At 66.1% G+C, this 17,648-nt stretch carries 17 protein-coding genes and 1 pseudogene; 10 read left to right on the top strand and 8 right to left on the bottom strand.

The genetic code is table 11. From position 1 onward, the window contains the following. The first annotated feature begins 288 nt into the window (after nt 1-288). A complete protein-coding gene (locus tag CWS35_RS14400; protein ID WP_100956351.1) occupies nt 289-1,284 on the top strand; it encodes a VOC family protein in 996 nt (331 codons plus the stop codon). Between the two features lie 147 nt (nt 1,285-1,431). Here CWS35_RS14400 and CWS35_RS14395 read toward each other — a convergent pair whose 3' ends face one another. The 3 genes from CWS35_RS14395 to petA form a co-directional block, all read right to left on the bottom strand. Next, nucleotides 1,432-2,106 (bottom strand): dienelactone hydrolase family protein, encoded by a 675-nt coding sequence (locus CWS35_RS14395; RefSeq protein WP_024580455.1) that lies wholly within the window; start codon nt 2,104-2,106, stop codon nt 1,432-1,434. 208 nt (nt 2,107-2,314) lie between these two features. Continuing rightward, nucleotides 2,315-4,387 (bottom strand): cytochrome c1, encoded by a 2,073-nt coding sequence (locus tag CWS35_RS14390; RefSeq protein WP_024580454.1) that lies wholly within the window; start codon nt 4,385-4,387, stop codon nt 2,315-2,317. 71 nt (nt 4,388-4,458) lie between these two features. Then, on the bottom strand, nt 4,459-4,989 hold the full coding sequence (gene petA, locus CWS35_RS14385; RefSeq protein ID WP_024580453.1) for a ubiquinol-cytochrome c reductase iron-sulfur subunit: 531 nt from the start codon (nt 4,987-4,989) through the stop codon (nt 4,459-4,461). 277 nt (nt 4,990-5,266) lie between these two features. Here petA and CWS35_RS14380 point away from each other — a divergent pair, with 277 nt between their 5' ends. The 6 genes and pseudogenes from CWS35_RS14380 to CWS35_RS14350 all read left to right on the top strand — a co-directional run bounded on the left by CWS35_RS14380 (nt 5,267) and on the right by CWS35_RS14350 (nt 8,914). Beyond that, the gene (locus CWS35_RS14380) at nt 5,267-5,752 is read left to right on the top strand and encodes a tRNA (cytidine(34)-2'-O)-methyltransferase (protein ID WP_024580452.1); all 486 of its coding nucleotides are present in this window, start codon (nt 5,267-5,269) and stop codon (nt 5,750-5,752) included. A gap of 10 nt (nt 5,753-5,762) precedes the next feature. Beyond that, nucleotides 5,763-6,395, top strand: a complete 633-nt coding sequence (gene queE / locus CWS35_RS14375) for a 7-carboxy-7-deazaguanine synthase (protein WP_024580451.1) — start codon at nt 5,763-5,765, stop codon at nt 6,393-6,395. A 90-nt stretch (nt 6,396-6,485) separates the two neighbouring features. Beyond that, nucleotides 6,486-6,851 carry a 6-carboxytetrahydropterin synthase gene (locus tag CWS35_RS14370; protein ID WP_024580450.1) on the top strand — a complete coding sequence of 122 codons (366 nt, stop codon included), beginning with the start codon at nt 6,486-6,488 and terminating at the stop codon, nt 6,849-6,851. 2 nt (nt 6,852-6,853) lie between these two features. Then, nucleotides 6,854-7,750: an oxygen-dependent coproporphyrinogen oxidase gene (gene hemF / locus CWS35_RS14365; RefSeq protein ID WP_210202794.1), complete on the top strand. Its 897-nt coding sequence runs from the start codon at nt 6,854-6,856 to the stop codon at nt 7,748-7,750. After that, nucleotides 7,741-8,477: pseudogene (locus CWS35_RS14360) on the top strand (HAD family hydrolase). The gene hemF and the pseudogene CWS35_RS14360 overlap by 10 nt, the downstream one beginning before the upstream one ends. 167 nt (nt 8,478-8,644) lie before the next feature. Then, a complete protein-coding gene (locus CWS35_RS14350; protein ID WP_168226456.1) occupies nt 8,645-8,914 on the top strand; it encodes a YodC family protein in 270 nt (89 codons plus the stop codon). Between the two features lie 56 nt (nt 8,915-8,970). On the opposite strand, the gene CWS35_RS14345 is transcribed toward CWS35_RS14350, so the two are convergent. Genes CWS35_RS14345 through CWS35_RS14325 form a run of 5 tightly spaced genes read right to left on the bottom strand, consistent with a single transcriptional unit; the run spans nt 8,971 to nt 12,554 of the window. Continuing rightward, nucleotides 8,971-9,735: a sulfite exporter TauE/SafE family protein gene (locus tag CWS35_RS14345; RefSeq protein ID WP_024580446.1), complete on the bottom strand. Its 765-nt coding sequence runs from the start codon at nt 9,733-9,735 to the stop codon at nt 8,971-8,973. Beyond that, nucleotides 9,732-10,988 (bottom strand): CCA tRNA nucleotidyltransferase, encoded by a 1,257-nt coding sequence (locus tag CWS35_RS14340; protein WP_100952274.1) that lies wholly within the window; start codon nt 10,986-10,988, stop codon nt 9,732-9,734. Before CWS35_RS14340 ends, CWS35_RS14345 begins: the two co-directional genes overlap by 4 nt. Further along, on the bottom strand, nt 10,985-11,248 hold the full coding sequence (locus tag CWS35_RS14335; RefSeq protein ID WP_100952273.1) for a DUF6111 family protein: 264 nt from the start codon (nt 11,246-11,248) through the stop codon (nt 10,985-10,987). Before CWS35_RS14335 ends, CWS35_RS14340 begins: the two co-directional genes overlap by 4 nt. Then, nucleotides 11,245-11,880 carry a CoA pyrophosphatase gene (locus CWS35_RS14330; RefSeq protein WP_371682871.1) on the bottom strand — a complete coding sequence of 212 codons (636 nt, stop codon included), beginning with the start codon at nt 11,878-11,880 and terminating at the stop codon, nt 11,245-11,247. The genes CWS35_RS14335 and CWS35_RS14330 overlap by 4 nt, the downstream gene beginning before the upstream one ends. Before the next feature lie 32 nt (nt 11,881-11,912). Beyond that, nucleotides 11,913-12,554, bottom strand: a complete 642-nt coding sequence (locus CWS35_RS14325) for a DUF1285 domain-containing protein (protein WP_100952271.1) — start codon at nt 12,552-12,554, stop codon at nt 11,913-11,915. Between the two features lie 239 nt (nt 12,555-12,793). On the opposite strand from CWS35_RS14325, the gene CWS35_RS14320 reads away from it, so the two are divergent. From CWS35_RS14320 to CWS35_RS14310, 3 genes are read left to right on the top strand one after another with little or no spacing between them, the layout of a single operon-like run. Next, nucleotides 12,794-13,798 (top strand): MoxR family ATPase, encoded by a 1,005-nt coding sequence (locus CWS35_RS14320; RefSeq protein ID WP_024580441.1) that lies wholly within the window; start codon nt 12,794-12,796, stop codon nt 13,796-13,798. Continuing rightward, nucleotides 13,798-14,739: a DUF58 domain-containing protein gene (locus CWS35_RS14315; RefSeq protein ID WP_024580440.1), complete on the top strand. Its 942-nt coding sequence runs from the start codon at nt 13,798-13,800 to the stop codon at nt 14,737-14,739. Before CWS35_RS14320 ends, CWS35_RS14315 begins: the two co-directional genes overlap by 1 nt. Next, nucleotides 14,739-17,549, top strand: a complete 2,811-nt coding sequence (locus tag CWS35_RS14310; protein ID WP_100956347.1) for a DUF4159 domain-containing protein — start codon at nt 14,739-14,741, stop codon at nt 17,547-17,549. Before CWS35_RS14315 ends, CWS35_RS14310 begins: the two co-directional genes overlap by 1 nt. Nucleotides 17,550-17,648: the final 99 nt, after the last annotated feature.

The following is a 17,648-nucleotide window of genomic DNA, read 5'->3' as shown; positions in this document are numbered from 1 at the left end:
AAGGGAAGGTACCGTCGCACTGCGATGGCGACCTTCGACGTTTGTGAAAAAAGAAAACGCACCGGCCACCTATGAGAAGGTGGGCCACCAACGACGGGATGGACTGGCGACGGTGCTCATAGCAGTTACACACCACCCGGCGCGGGCCGTGTCAAGGGAGGCGCCGGCGCCCTGCCCCGGACCGGGACGTCATTTTCGGGGTTTGAAGCGACCGGATTCCGCGTAGGATTTGCTGAAATGGCGACCGATCGGCCGCCCAAAAAACAGACAGATGGCGGAGACGCGCAGATGACGATTTTGGGTCTCGGATATGCCGGCTTCGGCTCCGACGCGCTCGACGACTGGCGACAATTCGGCACCGGCCTGGTCGGGTTGCAGGCGGTCGAGCGCGGCAATTCGCTGCTCGCGTTCCGGATGGACGACCGCAAGCAACGCATCGTGATCGACCGCGCGCAGGGCGAAGGCACCAGGTTCTTCGGCTGGGAGGTGGCGGATGCCACAGCCCTCGATGCACTGGCAGCGCGGCTGGAGCAGGCCGGCGTGGCTGTGACCGCCGAGCCGCAGGCGCTCGCGGATAACCGGCGGGTGCGCAGCCTGATCTCGTTCCGGGACCCCGCCGGCAACCGGCTCGAGGCATTCCACGGTGCCGAGATCGACGACACGCCGTTCAAGCCGGGCCGCTCGATCTCCGGCTTCCGTACCGGGCCGCTCGGGCTGGGCCACGCCGTGCTGACGGTCGAACGGATCCCACCGGTCATGAGCTTCTATGTCGATGTGCTCGGCTTCGGCCTCAGCGACTACATCGAAAAGCCGTTCCGCGCCTATTTCTTCCACGTCAATGCGCGGCATCACTCGCTGGCGCTGATCGAGACCGGGACGAACGGCATGCATCATCTGATGGTGGAGCTGTTCTCGCTCGACGATGTCGGCCAAGCCTACGACATCGCGCAGCAGGAAGACCGGGTCAACGTCACGCTCGGCCGTCACACCAATGACCTGATGACGTCGTTCTACGCCAAGACGCCGTCGGCCTTCATGGTCGAGTGCGGCTGGGGCGGCCGCGAGATCGCCCCCGCGAACTGGACGCCGTTCGAGATGCATGACGGTCCGAGCCTGTGGGGCCACGAGCGGGTCTGGCTGTCGGCGGAGGATCGCGCGATCGCGCGCGAGATGCGGATGCGCGCCGCCACCGAGGGCAAGCGCGCACCGGTGCAGGTGATGGAAGGCAATTTCAGGCTGATGTCGGGCACCTGCCCGTGGTGGGACGGGGTGCGCGGTTCGTAGCACCTGCGTCGTCCCGGCGAAGGCCGGGACCCATAACCACAGGGTGTAGTTGTTTTGGCGCGATGACTGCCAATGTACCCATTACCGCCGCCGCGTATAGGGGTCCCGGCTTTTGCCGGGACGACGCGGAGTTTGCGGCTAGCTCGCTTACCCCAGGTGCTTCCGGAAGAACTCGGTCGCGCGGTCCCAGGCCAGTTCCGCGCAGTGGCGGTCGTGCACCGACAGGCGCTGCTCGTTGCCGAAACCGTGCTCGGCATCGTAGCGGAATAGCTCCAGCGACTTGCCCGCGGCCTTCATCCCCTTCTCGAAACCATCGACCAGCGCCGGCGTGCACCAATCGTCCTTGGTGGCGAAATGCCCTTGCAGCGGAATCCGGACGTCCGCGGGCTTCGCTGCCTGCTCCGGCGGAATGCCGTAGAACACCACGCCGGCGGTCAACTCCGGGATCTTGGTGGCGCCGATGATGGTCACCGCGCCGCCGAGGCAGAAGCCGGTGAGACCGACCTTGGCGCCGTTCTTGGCGAGGTACTGCGCGGCGCCGCGCACCGTCTGGGTGGTGGCGTCCATGAAATCGAGCGAGTTCATCTCTTTGCCCGCCGCGTCGGTGTCGTGATACGGCACCACCGTCCCCTTGTAGAGATCGGGCGCCAGCGCATCGAAACCGGCCCGCGCGAAGCGGTCGCACATGCCCTTGATCTGGTCCTGCAATCCCCACCATTCCTGGATCACGACCACGCCCGGCGCATTGCCGCGCGCCGCGTTGGCGAGATAGCCCGACGCTTCCTTGCCGTCCGGACGCTTGAAGTTGATGATCGTACCCATGGGTTCCTCCGCAATGTTTGCCGGCTGATTGACCGGCATTTTGTCCGCACTCGGTGGCGGACGCAATCCATTCGCCGTCATTGCGAGCGCAGCGAAGCAATCCATGCCTGCGCATCACGGATAGGTGGATTGCTTCGCTGCACTCGCAATGACGCAGGTCAACAAAAAAGCCCCGAAGGGGCTTTTTCAAACTCGCGATCACCGAAGCTCAGTGGGCGTCGGCCCAGACCTTGCGCTTGGTGAAGTACATCAGCAGCGCGAAGATGATCAGGAACACGAACACCTGCATGCCGATCCGCTTGCGCTCTTCCAGGCGCGGCTCCGCGGCCCACATCAGGAAGGTGGTGACGTCGTGGGCGTACTGCTTGACCGTCGCTGGCGAGCCGTCGTCGTAGGTCACCTGACCATCGGACAGCGGCTTCGGCATCTTGATGGCGTGGCCGGGGAAGTACTTGTTGTAGTAGGTGCCCTCCGGGACGGTGACACCGGCCGGCGGCTTGTCTTCAAAGCCCTGCAGGATGGCGTCGACGTAGTCCGGTCCCTGCTCCTGGTACTGGGTGAAGAAGTCGAACACGAACTGCGGGAAGCCGCGCTTGTAGGACCGCGCCTTGGTCATCAGCGACAGATCCGGCGGCGCCTTGCCGCCATTGGCCGCGGCCGCGGCCTGCTCGTTCGGGAACGGCGCCGGGAAGTAGTCCGCGGTGCGGCCCGGACGCTCGAACATCTCGCCCTGGTCGTTCGGACCATCCTTGATCTTGTAGTCGGACGCGAAGGCGGCGGCCTGTGCCTCCGAATAGCCGGGACCACCGGGATCGGCGAGGTTGCGGAACGCAATGTAGTTCAGGCTGTGGCAGGCCGAGCAGACTTCCTTGTAGACCTTCAGGCCACGCTGCAGCGAGCCGCGGTCATATTTGCCGAAAGGGCCGGAGAACGACCATTTCTGCGCCGGCGGGACGTCGCCGCCCTCTTCGGCCTTGGCGTTCTGGGTGCTGCCGGCGAACAGGCCACCGGCCAGCACCAGCGCGAGCACCACCGAAGCCGCGGTCGCCGCCCTGCCCTTGCTCTTCGCCAGCACGTCGTCGGCGATCGAGTTCGGCACCGGGCGCGGCGTCTCGATACGGGCGAGCAGCGGCAGCACGATCAGGAAGTAGGCGAAATAGCAGACCGTCAGGATGCGGCCGGCGATCACGTAGATGCCTTCCGGCGGCTGCGAGCCGAGATAGCCGAGCAGGATGCAGACCACCACGAAGATCCAGAAGAACTGCTTGGCCAGCGGACGATACTTCGACGACCGGGTCCGTGCGCTGTCGAGCCAGGGCAGGAAGCACAGGATGATGATCGCCGAGAACATCGCGACGACGCCGGCGAGCTTGTTCGGGATTGAACGCAGGATCGCGTAGAACGGCAGGTAGTACCATTCGGGCACGATGTGCGCCGGGGTCACGCCGGGGTTCGCCGGGATGTAGTTGTCGGCGTCGCCGAGATAGTTCGGCATGTAGAAGATGAACCAGGCGAAGAAGATCAGGAAGCAGGCTACACCGAACGCGTCCTTGATCGTCGCATAGGGCGTGAACGGCACCGTGTCCTTCTCGGTCTTGGCTTCGACGCCGGCCGGGTTGTTCTGACCCGCGACGTGCAGCGCCCAGATGTGCAGCACGACCACGCCGGCGATCACGAACGGCAGCAGGTAGTGCAGCGAGAAGAAGCGGTTCAGCGTCGGGTTACCGACCGAATAGCCGCCCCACAGCAGGGTCACGATGCTCTCGCCGAAATACGGCACGGCCGAGAACAGATTGGTGATGACGGTGGCGCCCCAGAAGCTCATCTGGCCCCACGGCAGCACGTAGCCCATGAAGCCGGTTGCCATCATCAAGAGGTAGATGATGACGCCAAGGATCCAGAGCACCTCGCGCGGCTCCTTGTAGGACCCGTAATAGAGGCCGCGGAACATGTGGATGTAGACGGCGAAGAAGAACATCGACGCGCCGCAGGCATGCATGTTGCGCAGCAGCCAGCCGTAATTGACGTCGCGAACGATCAGTTCGACCGACTTGAAGGCGAGATCGGCATGCGGCGTGTAGTGCATCGCCAGGATCACGCCGGTCAGGATCTGTAGACCCAGCATCATCGAAAGGATGGCGCCGAAGGTCCACCAGTAGTTCAGGTTGCGCGGCGTCGGATAGGCCACGAACGAAGAGTGGATCAGGCCGAAGATCGGAAGGCGCCGTTCGATCCACTTCAAGGCGGGGTTGCTCGGTTGGAAATCAGATGGTCCGCTCATTGATGCGATCCTGAAGAAGAAAAACGACGCGATGGGTCCAAGTGGAAGCCGCAGCCCCGGGGGTCCGGGACTTAGCCGATCTGGATTTTGGTGTCGGAAAGGAAGGCGTAGGGAGGCACCGCCAGGTTGGCAGGCGCCGGCCCCTGGCGGATACGACCGGAGGAGTCGTATTGCGAGCCGTGGCAGGGGCAGAAGAAACCGTCGTAATTGCCCTCATGGGCGATCGGGATACAGCCGAGGTGGGTGCAGATGCCGATCACCACCAGCCACTGGTCGTGGCCGGCCTTGACGCGCGCCGAGTCGGGCTGCGGATCGGGCAGGCTGGAGAGCGCCACGCTCTGGGCCTCCTGGATCTGCTTCTTGGTGCGATGGCTGATGTAGATCGGCTTGCCGCGCCAGAAGACCTTGATGTCCTGGCCCTCGGCGATCGGCGTCAGGTCGACCTGGATCGGCGCGCCGGCCGCGATCGTCGCGGCGTCCGGGTTCATCTGGGCAACCAGCGGCCATACGGTGGCGGCTGCGCCTACGGCGGCGGCAGCTCCGGTTGCTACGTAAAGAAAATCACGGCGTGTCGGATGGTCCGCCGAAGACGCTGTCGTCACGATTCCTAGCCCTTTCTTTTCTGCAGCCGGTGGAACCGCCCCGGAGACGCGGAGAGCGCCCCAAGAAAGGCTGCCGGCGCCCGCGGCCCCCGCGGCGGCAGAAAACTGCTATTCCCCACCCCAAATGGCGGAACAGCAGTCCAGAATCGTTCTATTGGCACCCTTGCCGGACGAGCGCAAGCCCGCTATCGGCTCGCACACGTGCAATGCACGAAATCCGCGCCGGGCGATGTTTTATTGAGACAATTTCATCCGGATTTCACAGGTCGTCCGCACCATGCAGATCGCGCTGTTCCAGCCCGACATCCCCCAGAATACAGGGACGATTCTGCGCCTCTGCGCCTGCCTGGACGTGGCAGCCCATATCATCGAACCGGCGGGATTCGACACCTCGGACCGGAATTTCCGCCGGGCGGGTATGGACTATCTCGACCATGTGCGGTTGAAGCGTCACGACTCATGGTCGAAATTCGAGGAGTGGCGGGCCGAGGCCGGCTGCCGGCTGGTCCTGTTCACGACCAAGGCCGCGAAATCATACCTTGATTTCACCTATGCGGCCTCCGATGTGCTGCTGTTCGGGCGCGAAACGGCTGGCGTTACCGATGCGGTGGTGACCGCTGCGGATGCACGGCTGGTGATTCCGATCAGGCCGACCATGCGTTCACTCAATGTGGCCGTCTCGGCGGCCATGGCCGTCGGCGAGGCGCTGCGGCAGACGGGTTCAGGATTTGCCGGCTCGCCGTCCGCAGGTTCGGCAATTTAAGGGATTTTTGGTGAGCTACGCGGTCAAGGAGATCTTTCTCACCCTGCAGGGCGAAGGCGCCCATGCGGGCCGGGCCTCCGTGTTCTGCCGCTTCGCCGGCTGCAACCTCTGGAGCGGCCGCGAACAGGACCGCGCAGGCGCCGTCTGCCGGTTCTGCGACACCGATTTCGTCGGTACCGACGGCACGCTGGGCGGCCGCTATGCCGACGCCGCCGAGCTCGCCGGCACCATCGCGGCGCAATGGACCGGGGGCGATGCCGACCGCTATGTGGTGCTGACCGGCGGCGAGCCGCTGCTCCAGGTCGATACCGACCTGATCGAGGCCCTGCACGGCCACGGCTTTGCGATCGCGATCGAGACCAACGGTACCATCGCGCCGCCCGACGGGCTCGACTGGATCTGCGTCAGCCCCAAGGCCGCATCCGAACTCGTGGTCCGCAGGGGGCACGAGTTGAAGCTGGTCTATCCGCAGCCGGAAAACAGACCAGAGGATTTCGCGGGGCTGTCATTCGAACGCTTCTCGCTGCAACCGATGGACGGCCCCGACGTGATCGAGAATACCGAGCGCGCGATCGAATACTGCCTGAAGCACCCGCAATGGCGCCTCAGCGTGCAGACGCACAAGACGCTCGGAATACGTTGAACCAACCGGAGCGTTTTCAAGCGAAGTGGGTACCGGTTCGCATTGAGAAAACGCGACCAACCTAGAGACAGAACTGGATTGTTGAGAGAGATGTGGGAATTGACGAAAGCGTTTCGGTTCGAGGCTGCGCATGCGCTGTCCGGAACGACCTTTGGCACTGCCAGCGAGGAGATCCACGGTCACTCGTTTCGCGCTGAGGTTACCGTGCGCGGCACGCCCGATCCGAACACCGGGATGGTGGTCGATCTCGGCCTGCTCGAGCGCGCCATGGCCGAGGTGCAGAAGACGCTCGACCACAAGTTCCTGAACAGGATCGAGGCGATCGGCGTACCGACGCTGGAGAACCTCTCGCGCTTCATTTGGGAGCGGTTGCAGCACGCGGGCAAGCTGACCCGCGTCAGCGTCCATCGCGACAGCTGCAACGAGAGCTGCACTTACTTCGGCCCGCAAGGTTAGTCATGCTGCCCACAGACCCCGCCATCATCGAAGACCGCAAGGCGCGTGCGCGCAGCTGGTTCGAGACGCTGCGCAACCAGATCTGCGCCGCGTTCGAGCAGCTCGAGGACGATGCCCCCGCAGCGCTCTATTCCGGCGACGCCGGCCGGTTCGTGCGCACCCCCTGGGACCGCACCGACCACACCGGCAAGCCCGGCGGCGGCGGCGTGATGTCGATCATGAAGGGCCGGCTGTTCGAGAAGGTCGGCGTGCACTGTTCGACCGTGCATGGCGAGTTCGCTCCCGAATTTCGCGCCCAGATTCCCGGTGCCGCCGATGATCCCAGGTTCTGGGCGTCGGGCATTTCGTTGATCGCGCATTTGCGCAATCCGAACGTGCCAGCGGTGCACATGAACACCCGGTTCGTCGTCACCACCAAGGCGTGGTTCGGCGGCGGCGCGGATCTGACGCCGGTGCTGAACCGGCGGCGCACCCAGGAAGACCCCGATACGGTCGCCTTCCATGCCGCGATGAAGGCGGCGTGCAGCGGGCCGAACGGCGTCGCCGACTACGACAAGTACAAGAAATGGTGCGACGAATATTTCTATCTGCCCCATCGCAAGGAAGCCCGCGGCATCGGCGGCATCTTCTACGACTGGCACGACAGCGGCGACTGGGAAGCCGATCTCGGCTTCACCCAGGACGTCGGACGCAGCTTCCTGGACATCTATCCCGACCTGGTACGGCGCAATTTCGCGGCGGCCTGGAGCGCGGAGGATCGCGACGAGCAGTTGGTCCGCCGCGGGCGCTATGTCGAGTTCAACCTGCTCTACGATCGCGGCACCATCTTCGGGCTGAAGACCGGCGGCAATGTGGATTCGATCCTGTCGTCGCTGCCGCCGGAGGTGAAATGGCCGTGACCAAGCTGCCACGCGCGATGCTGATCGACATGGATGACACCATCCTGTCGGCCTATGGACGTCCCGAGATCGCCTGGAACACGATCACCACCGAATTCGCCGCGGAGCTCGCGCCCCTGCCCCGGATCAGGTCGCCACCGCGCTGTTGGCCTACGCCCGGCAATTCTGGTCGACCGCCGAGCCGATCTGGCGGATCAAGCTCGGCGAAGCGCGCCGGCTGACCGTGAAGGGCGGCTTCGCCCAGCTCGCCGCGGCCGGCCACCGCGCGCTGCCGGACGACCTCGCCGACCGCATCGCCGATCGCTTCACCGCCTATCGCGAGGAAGAGATGTTCGTGTTCCCCGGCGCGCATGAGGCAATTGATAGGTTCAAGGCGCTCGGCATCAAGCTCGCGCTGGTGACCAACGGCGCCGCCGACATGCAACGCGCCAAGGTCGAGCGTTTCGCGCTCGGCCATCGCTTCGATCACATCCAGATCGAGGGCGAGCACGGCTTCGGCAAGCCGGAGGAGCGCGCCTATCTGCACGCGATGGACGCGCTCGGCGTCACCGCGGCGGATACCTGGATGATCGGCGACAATCTGGAGTGGGAAGTCGTGGCGCCGCAGCGGCTCGGCATCTACGCGATCTGGATGGACGTGCACGGTGTCGGGCTGCCGCCGGGATCGACCATCAAGCCCGACCGCATCATCCGCTCGCTGACCGAACTGGTTCCTGCCGCGCAGTAGAGCATGATCCGGAAACGTGGAAGCTCGTTGTCCGAGAAGATCATGCCCAAACAAGCATCGCGGCTGTTTTCCACGTCAATTCCATCGATCCCGCCGCCGGCCGTGATTTGACTGTCATCACCGGTCGCTAGCGTGCCGCCCGCGTCATCATGCGCGGAGGGAAAATCATGGAACTGAAACCAGGCGATGTCGTCATGCTGAAATCCGGCGGCCATCCGATCACGGTGGTGGAAGTCGACGAGGACAAGGTCGAGTGCCTTTGGATGGGCACGGACGGCGACCTGTTCCGCGAAACCCTGCCGCTCGTCGCACTCGAATCGCTCGATCCCGAAGACGACGACGAGGAAGATGACGAAGAAGACGACGACGAGGAAGAAGAGGACGACGAAGACGAGGACGACGACGGCGACCGCAAGAAGAAGCGCAAAGCGGCGTGAGATTCGTTGGCGCGATGCTGCCCGGCAGGCGCCGGCGGCATCGTCTGCCTTCCGTCTCAGAACGCGCGCAGCGCGTTCGTGATCATCACCGCGCCGCCGGTGATCACGGCGGCATCGAGGATCGCGGTGTGGATATGCACCGGCATCCGCTCGACAAAGGCCTTGGCCAGGAACGCGCCGGGAATGGCGACCAGGCCGATCAGGAATGCGAGCGCCAGGACTTGCGCGGTGATGATGCCGGTCAGGCCGAACACCGAAATCTTGACCGCGGCACTGGTCAGCGAAATCACAGCATCGGTCGCGACCACCGCGGCGCCTTCGAGCCCCGCCGCCATCAGCAGCGATAGCAGGATGACGCCGGAGCCCGCGGTGCCGCCGACCAGCACGCCGTAACCAACGGCACCCGCCGCCAATCCACGTTCCCCGATCCTGACGCTGTGCTTGCGCAACAACCGCCTCAGCGGCACGCTCAGGATCAGCATGCTTCCGATCACCAGCGACGCGCCGGCGCCGGTCAGCCGCGAGTAGCCGTAGGCGCCGAGCGCCGTGGTGAGCAACGCCGCCACGATCACGATGATCGCCTTGCGGCGGTCGGCAAACCTGACGAAGGCGACGAAGCGGCTGGTGTTGGTGAAGATCGACGAGATCGCGATGATCGGCACCACCGGCTCGGCGCCGACCAGCGGCACCAGCACCAGCGGCATCAACGCGCCGGTACCATAGCCGGCGAGACCGCCGATCACGGAAGCAAACAGGGCGACGGCGGCGACGAGAACAAGCTGAAGGAGCGAGATGTCTGAGAAGCCGGAGAGGAAATTCAAAGCCGATGGTCGCGGGTGAAACGGGAAACGGTCTGGTCGGCGATGCCAGACAACACCTGCGGATCGAGCGGAAAATCCGCGGCTAGCCAAGCATCCTCGGCCAAGGTCAGTACATGCCCCAATGCCGGCCCTTCGGCAATGCCGCGCGCGATGAAATCCGACGCCCTCAAGGGAAAGTGAGGCGCGCGCCAGCGCTGCGGCAACGTCGCGAGCGCGCGCCACTGCTCGACATCGGGGCCCGCGCCGGTTCGCGCCCAAGCCAGCAGCAGGCGATCACGATAGGGCCCCTCGTCGAGCCGGTAGAGCCGACGCCTGGCATGCGCTTCGTCCATGCCGGGCAGGCGCCACCAGCGATGGCCCATCGAATCCAGCGCCTTGGCCTCGGCGTTGGAGAGCCGCAGCCGGCTTGCGACCCGGCGCGCGTCCTCGGTGACGGCGACCGTCAGCGCGGCGAGCCGGCGCATCGCGCTCGGCGCAAGCGCCAGCAGGCCCTCGATCCCGATCATCGCCGCGAACGGTCCGGTATAGGCGACGCCGCCGAACAGCGGTTGCAGCAACCCGCCATCCGCCATCGCGACCACCGCGCCCGCGGCGCCGTTCGCGACCACGAGCTTGAGCATCTCCATGCGGATGCGCTCGGCCGAGAGGCCGGCTAATCCCGCGCGGCCGCCGATGCAGGCGAGATAGCCGGCGCGATCGACTTCGCCGGCGCCATAGGCGGCGTGGAAACGGAAGAAGCGCAGGATGCGCAAGTAATCTTCGGCGATCCGCTGCGCGGGATCGCCGATGAAGCGGACCCGCCTTGCCTCGATGTCGGCAAGGCCGCCGACATGATCGTGCACCACGCCCGAGGCGTCGACCGACAGGCCGTTGATGGTGAAGTCGCGCCGCTCGGCGTCGCGCACCCAGTCGCGCCCGAACGCCACCTTGGCCTTGCGACCATAGGTCTCAGTGTCCTCGCGCAGTGTCGTCACCTCGAAGGGCTGGCCGTCGACGACGAGCGTCACCGTGCCGTGCTCAATGCCGGTCGGCACGGTCTTGATGCCCGCCCGCTTGGCGCGCCGGATCACCTCCTCCGGCAGCGCCGTGGTGGCGATGTCGATGTCGGCGAGCGGAATCCGCATCAGCGCGTTGCGCACCGCGCCGCCGATCACCCGCGCCTCCTCGCCGTCGGCATTGAGCAGGCCGAGCACGCGCGCGGCCGGCCCCGAAGCGAGCCACGGCGCGTCGGACAGCAGGCGCGCTCCGCTCATCTCTCAGCTCCCGGCACCAGCCTGCCGTTCTCGATATGGGCCGGAACGTAGGTCGAGTTCGGCGGCGCGCCGGTCAATTCGGCGAGCAGCAGGAAGCTGATGATGACCAGCACCAGCGCCGCCAGCGTCAGCTTCGCCAGCATGTCGAGCGGCCAGGATGCCGGCAGCATCACGCCGGACCGCGTCGCGATGAGGAAGATGGCATAGACCGCGAACGGGATCAGAAAGACTCCGATCTCGGTCAACACCGTGCGGATCATGACAGATAGATCCGCTCGTAGAGCACACGCAGGATGCCCGCGGTCGCGCCCCAGATGTAGCGCTCGGCGAACGGCATCGCATAATAGGAGCGGTCCATGCCGCGGAATTCCTTGGTGTGGATCTGGTGATTCTCGGGGTTCATCAGGAAGGCGAGCGGCACCTCGAATGCATCGACCACTTCGGCCTCGTTAATCTTCAAGGTGAATCCCGGCTTCACCTTGGCGACCGTCGGCAGGATGCGGAAGCCGAACGCGGTGCCATAGAGGTCGAGATAGCCGACCGGGTCGATGAATTCCCGCTTCAGCCCGACTTCCTCGCAGGCCTCGCGCAGCGCGGCATCCAGCGGCGAGGCGTCGGTGGCATCGATCTTGCCGCCGGGAAACGAGATCTGGCCGGCATGGCTCGACAGATGCGGCGAGCGCTGCGTCAGCAGCACGGTCGGCTCGGGATGGTCGACCACCGGGATCAGCACCGCGGCCGGCCGCACCGGCTGCTCCTGCGCCACGATCTCGAGCATGCGGTCGTTGCCGGAATCGCCGGTGCGCGGAATGATATGCGGATCGACCAGGCCCGGCGGCACTTCGAAATTGAGCCGCGTATGGGCCCGCGCGAAGAATTCCGTCGAGCTGATCGTCGCCGGCTTCACCTTCAGCAACGGCTCGTTCAAAGTGCGTCCCTCACCTGGCTGGCATCGGCCATCGCGAAGAACTCGCCGCCGGACTCGATGCCGAACATCTGCTGACCATCGACCATCCGCTCCTCGCCCATGTCAACCAGATCATAATAGAGCGCGCGGGTGACCTTGGCCCAGAGGTCGGCGCGGACATGCAGATAGGGCGTCAATCCGCCATCCTCGGCCGCCTCGAATCGGAGGCCATGCCCCTTCTCGCAATCGACCCAGTCGTCGACATTGGTGCGGAACTTGAGCAGCCGGCCGCGCGCGTCGGCCTCGGTCTGCATTTCCACGGCAAGGAACGGCGCGTCGTCGACGCGGATGCCGACCTTCTCCACAGGCGTCACGAGAAAGTGCTTGCCGTCCTCGCGCTTCAGGATCGTCGAGAACAGCCGCACCAGCGCGGGCCGGCCGATCGGCGTTCCCATGTAGAACCAGGTGCCGTCGGGCGCGATTCGCATGTCGAGATCGCCGCAGAATGGCGGATTCCACAAATGAACCGGCGGCAGGCCCTTGCGTCCGGCCGTACCGGATGCCGCAGCTTGATTGGCGGCGGTGGTGAGCCCTTCGAGACCCGTCTTTCCGAGACCCGTAGTTTCACCGCCGGGATCGCTCTGCCCTTGCTTCGCCATTGTTTGCCTTAAATTTCCTACCCTCAATCTGGCACATTTGGTGCACGTATCCTGAGATGTGGTCGGGATGTCATTCTCGCCACATCGTGATGCCGTTCATACTCTGAAATACCGATAAGGTGGGGATAGTTTAATTCAACGAATACATGGCCTTCGTGCAGGTTTAGCATGTGGGCCAGGCGATGACGACAGATGGCGACGCGGGAATCACGCGGATCGTCGAGTAAGGAGCGGACCGAATGGCTGGTGCAGACAGCGTCGAAAAACTGGAGGATGTGATCGTCCGCTCGGCCGAACAGGTCGCCGGCCAGATCAAGGCCGCCAAGGAAGCGGTCTCCACGGTGATTTTCGGCCAGGATCGCGTGATCGAGAACACCCTGGTGACGATCCTCTCCGGCGGCCATGCACTCCTGATCGGCGTGCCCGGCCTCGCCAAGACCAAGCTGGTCGAGACGCTCGGCGTCACGCTCGGGCTCGATGCCAAGCGCATCCAGTTCACGCCCGACCTGATGCCGTCGGATATTCTCGGCGCCGAAGTGCTCGACGAGAGCTCGGCCGGCAAGCGTTCGTTCCGCTTCATCTCAGGCCCGGTGTTCGCGCAGCTCTTGATGGCCGACGAGATCAACCGCGCCAGCCCGCGCACCCAGTCGGCGCTGCTGCAAGCCATGCAGGAGCAGCACATCACCATTGCCGGCGCGCGGCATGATTTGCCGAAGCCGTTCCACGTGCTCGCGACACAAAATCCGCTCGAGCAGGAGGGTACCTATCCGCTGCCCGAGGCGCAGCTCGATCGCTTCCTGATGGAAATCGACGTCGACTATCCCGATCGCGACGCCGAGCGGCGCATCCTGTTCGAGACCACCGGTGCCGAGGAGGCAACGGCCAAGCCGTCGATGGACGCGGAGACGCTGCTCACGGCACAACGCCTGGTGCGGCGCCTGCCGGTCGGCGATTCCGTGGTCGAGGCGATTCTGACGCTGGTTCGCGCCGCGCGTCCCGGCACCGAGGGTGGCGACGCCGGCAAGCTGATCGCCTGGGGACCGGGCCCCCGCGCCAGCCAGTCGCTGATGCTCGCGGTGCGCGCCCGCGCGTTGCTCGACGGCCGGCTCGCGCCGTCGATCGACGACGTGCTCGATCTGGCCGAGCCCGTGCTCAAGCACCGCATGGCGCTGACCTTCGCGGCGCGCGCCGAGGGCCGCACCATTCCCGACGTGATCAAGCAATTGAAGACGCGGATTGGTTGATGGCCGCTGACACCAGGCAACAGAACGGGGAGATCCTTGCGGTTCGACGTGCAGATGGCGAAAGCCGCACGCTCGCCGCATCGCTGCCGCGCCTGGTGCTCGAAGCCCGCCGCATCGCCGCCAACGTCATCCATGGCCTGCATGGCCGCCGTCGCGCCGGCACCGGCGAGAGTTTCTGGCAATATCGCCGCTTCGTCTCGGGCGAGCCGGCGCAGCGTGTCGACTGGCGCCGCTCCGGGCGTGACGATCATCTCTATGTCCGCGAGCAGGAGTGGGAGGCCGCGCACACGGTGTGGATCTGGCCCGACCGCTCGCCGTCGATGGCGTTTGCCTCGCGCGAGGCGCGCGACAGCAAGCTCGAGCGCGGCTTGATCGTCGCCTTTGCGCTGGCCGAACTGCTGGTCGCCGGCGGCGAGCGGGTCGGCGTTCCCGGCCTGATGAACCCGACCGGCAGCCGCGCCGTGATCGACAAGATGGCGCAGGCGATGCTGCATGACGAAACGACGCGCGCCAGCCTGCCGCCGTCATTCGTGCCGTCGTCGCTCGCCGAGATCGTGGTGTTATCCGACTTCTGGTCGCCATTGACCGAGATCACGACCATGCTGGCCGGGCTCGCCTCGTCAGGCGCGCATGGCACGATGGTCCAGGTGGTCGATCCGGCCGAGGAGACCTTCCCCTATTCCGGCCGCGTCGAATTCGTCGAGCCCGAGGCCGGCAGCGTCATCACTGCGGGCCGCGCCGAAAGCTGGGCGAGCGATTACGTCGCCCGGGTCGCGCTGCATCGCGACCAGATTCGTGCCGAGACCAATCGGCTCGACTGGCTGTTCTCGACCCATACCACCAGCCGCTCCGCCGCCGAACTGCTGCTGTTCCTGCACGCCGGCATGATGGTCAGCAAGGGTGGCGGCCGCTCACCCGTCAAAGCGGGACGCAGCGCATGATCGCCGGCCTCCCGCTCTCCTTTGCCGAACCGCTGCTGCTCTTGGGGCTGGTCAGCCTGCCGGTGCTGTGGTGGCTGCTGCGGGTGATGCCGCCGCGGCCGCGGCGGGTCGAATTCCCGCCGACGCGGCTGTTGTTCGACATCGCGCCCAAGGAGGAGACGCCGTCGCGCACGCCGTGGTGGCTGACATTGCTGCGGCTCGCCGCCGCCGCGCTGGTCATTCTCGCCGCCGCCGGTCCGATCTGGAATCCGCAGACCGGCGTTGCCGCCGGCAAGCAGCCGCTGGTGATCCTGCTCGACGATGGCTGGAGCGCGGCCTCGAGCTGGGACGCGCGGATCAGGGCCGCCGACGAGCTGATCGCCAATGCCGACAGCGACCGCCGCGGCGTCGCGCTGGTGCCGCTGTCCGAGCCGGCGCGCGACATCACGCTGATGCCGGCCGGCACCGCACGCGTCGCACTGCGCCAGCTCGCGCCGAAGCCGTACTCGGTCGACCGCGTCGACACCCTCCCGACGCTGGAACGTTTCCTCAAATCGACCGGCGACTGCGACATCGCCTGGCTGTCGGATGGCGTCGACACTGGCCGCGGCAGCGAGTTCACCGAAGGCCTCGGCAAGGTGATCGAGAACCGCAACCTGACGATCTATGCCGGCGGCGCGCAGCCGGCGCAGGCGCTGGTCGCGGCCGAGAACGCGGCGGCGAAGATGACAGTGAAGGTCTTGCGCACCGAGAACGGCCTCGCGGCCGGCACGGTGCGCGCGGTCGATGCCAAGGGCTCGCCGATCGGCGAGGCGCGCTACAATTTCGGTCCGCAGGAGCGCGAGACCGAGGCCGCCTTCGATCTTCCGGTCGAATTGCGCAACGACATCGCGCGGCTCGAGATTTCCGGCGAGCATTCCGCCGGCGCCGTGCAGCTGCTCGACCGGCGCTGGCGCCGCCGCGCCATCGGCGTGGTCTCGGGATCGAGCAGCGACACCGCGCAGCCGCTGCTGGCCTCGACCTTCTATCTGTCGCGCGCGCTGTCGCCGTTCGCTGACGTCAGGCTCGGCGATCGCGGCGCGCCGCAGCAGGTGATCGCGCAATTCCTCGACCAGCGGCTGCCGATGATCGTAATGGCCGATGTCGGCACGCTGTCGCCGGAGATCCGCGACCGTCTCAACGCCTGGATCGAGCAAGGCGGCGTGCTGGTGCGCTTCGCCGGTCCCCGCCTCGCCCAGGCCGACGACGACCTCGTTCCGGTCAAGCTGCGCCGCGGCGGCCGCACGCTCGGCGGCAGCCTGACCTGGGAGAAGCCGCAGCACATGGCCTCGTTCGCAGCCGACGGTCCGTTCGCGGGCCTCAACGTGCCGAAAGACATCACCGTCAACCGCCAGGTGCTGGCCGAGCCCGATGCCGTGCTCGCGACCAAGAGCTGGGCCTCGCTCGAGGACGGCACGCCGCTGGTCACCGGCGAGCATCGCGGCAAGGGCGTGGTCAGCCTGTTCCATGTCGGCGCCGACATGCGCTGGTCGGATCTGCCGATGTCCGGCACCTTCGTCGAGATGCTGCGGCGGCTGATCGACATGTCCGGCTACACCTCGAAGCCCGGCCCCGGCGTCGCCAGCGACCCCAACGCCGAGACGGTTGCGCCGCTGCGCACGCTCGACGGTTTCGGCGCCTTCGGTCCGCCGCCCTCGACCGCGCGGCCGATGTCGGCGGACTATCGCGACCGCGGCACCGCGGAGCATCCGCCCGGCTTCTACGGCACCGCCGAGAGCCCGATCGCGGTCAACACGCTCGCTTCAGCCGATCGCATCGCGCCGCTCGACACCTCCGCGCTGCACGCCACGCATGCGAGCTACACCAACGCCGAGCCGCGAGACCTGCGCGGCATCATGCTGTCGACCGCGCTGGCGCTGTTCCTGCTCGATGCGATCGTGGTGGCGATGCTCGGCGGCGGCCTTGCGGCGCTGATCCGGCGGCGCGCCGCGCCGGCGGTGCTCGCGCTCGCCTTCGCGCTCGCGACGATGATGGTGCCCTCGCCGACGCGCGCGCAGAACAGCGCTGCCGACGACTTCGCCATCAAGGCGGTGTCGCAGACCCGGCTCGCCTATGTCGTCACCGGCAACGCCGACGTCGATTCCATCGTCAAGGCCGGGATGTCCGGACTGACGCTGTTCCTCGGGCAGCGCACCGCGCTGGAAGCCGGCGATCCCGTCGGCATCGATCCGGCGCGCGACGAGCTGGCGTTCTTCCCGCTGATCTACTGGCCGATCGTGCCGGGCGCGCCGAAGCCGCCGCAGGACGCCATCAACAAGATCGACGCCTACATGAAGCAAGGCGGCACCGTGATCTTCGACACCCGCGACGCCGTCGAAGCGCCGCCGGGCGACAACGGGGCCTCGCAAACGCCGGGCATGCAGACGCTGCGCGAATTGCTGTCGACCCTCGACGTGCCGGAGCTCGAGCCGGTGCCGCGCGAGCACGTGCTGACCAAGACATTCTACCTGCTGCGCGACTTCCCCGGCCGCTTCAACACCGGCCAGACCTGGGTCGAGGCGCTGCCGCGCGAGGATGACGAGGAAGCGGCGCAGCGCCCGGCGCGCGGCGGCGACGGCGTCTCGCCGATCATCATCACCTCGAACGATCTCGCCGGCGCCTGGGCGATCCGTCCCGACGGCCAGCCGATGCTGCCGCTGACGCCGGGCGAGCCGCGCCAACGCGAATTCGCTTTCCGCGCCGGCGTCAACATCGTGATGTACACGCTGACCGGCAACTACAAGGCCGACCAGGTGCACGCACCTGCCCTGATCGAGCGGCTGGGACAATGATGCGGATCATGAGCAAACATTGTCTCCACAACTTCGCCGTCATGCCCGGGCTTGTCCCGGGTATCCACGTCTTCCTTGCTGTAGACGGAAAGGCAGACG

It is taken from the genome of Bradyrhizobium sp. SK17 (assembly GCF_002831585.1).
Taxonomy (GTDB): Bacteria; Pseudomonadota; Alphaproteobacteria; order Rhizobiales; family Xanthobacteraceae; genus Bradyrhizobium.
Note: the sequence above shows the minus strand (reverse complement) of the source record. Positions and strands in the feature narration are given on the sequence as shown.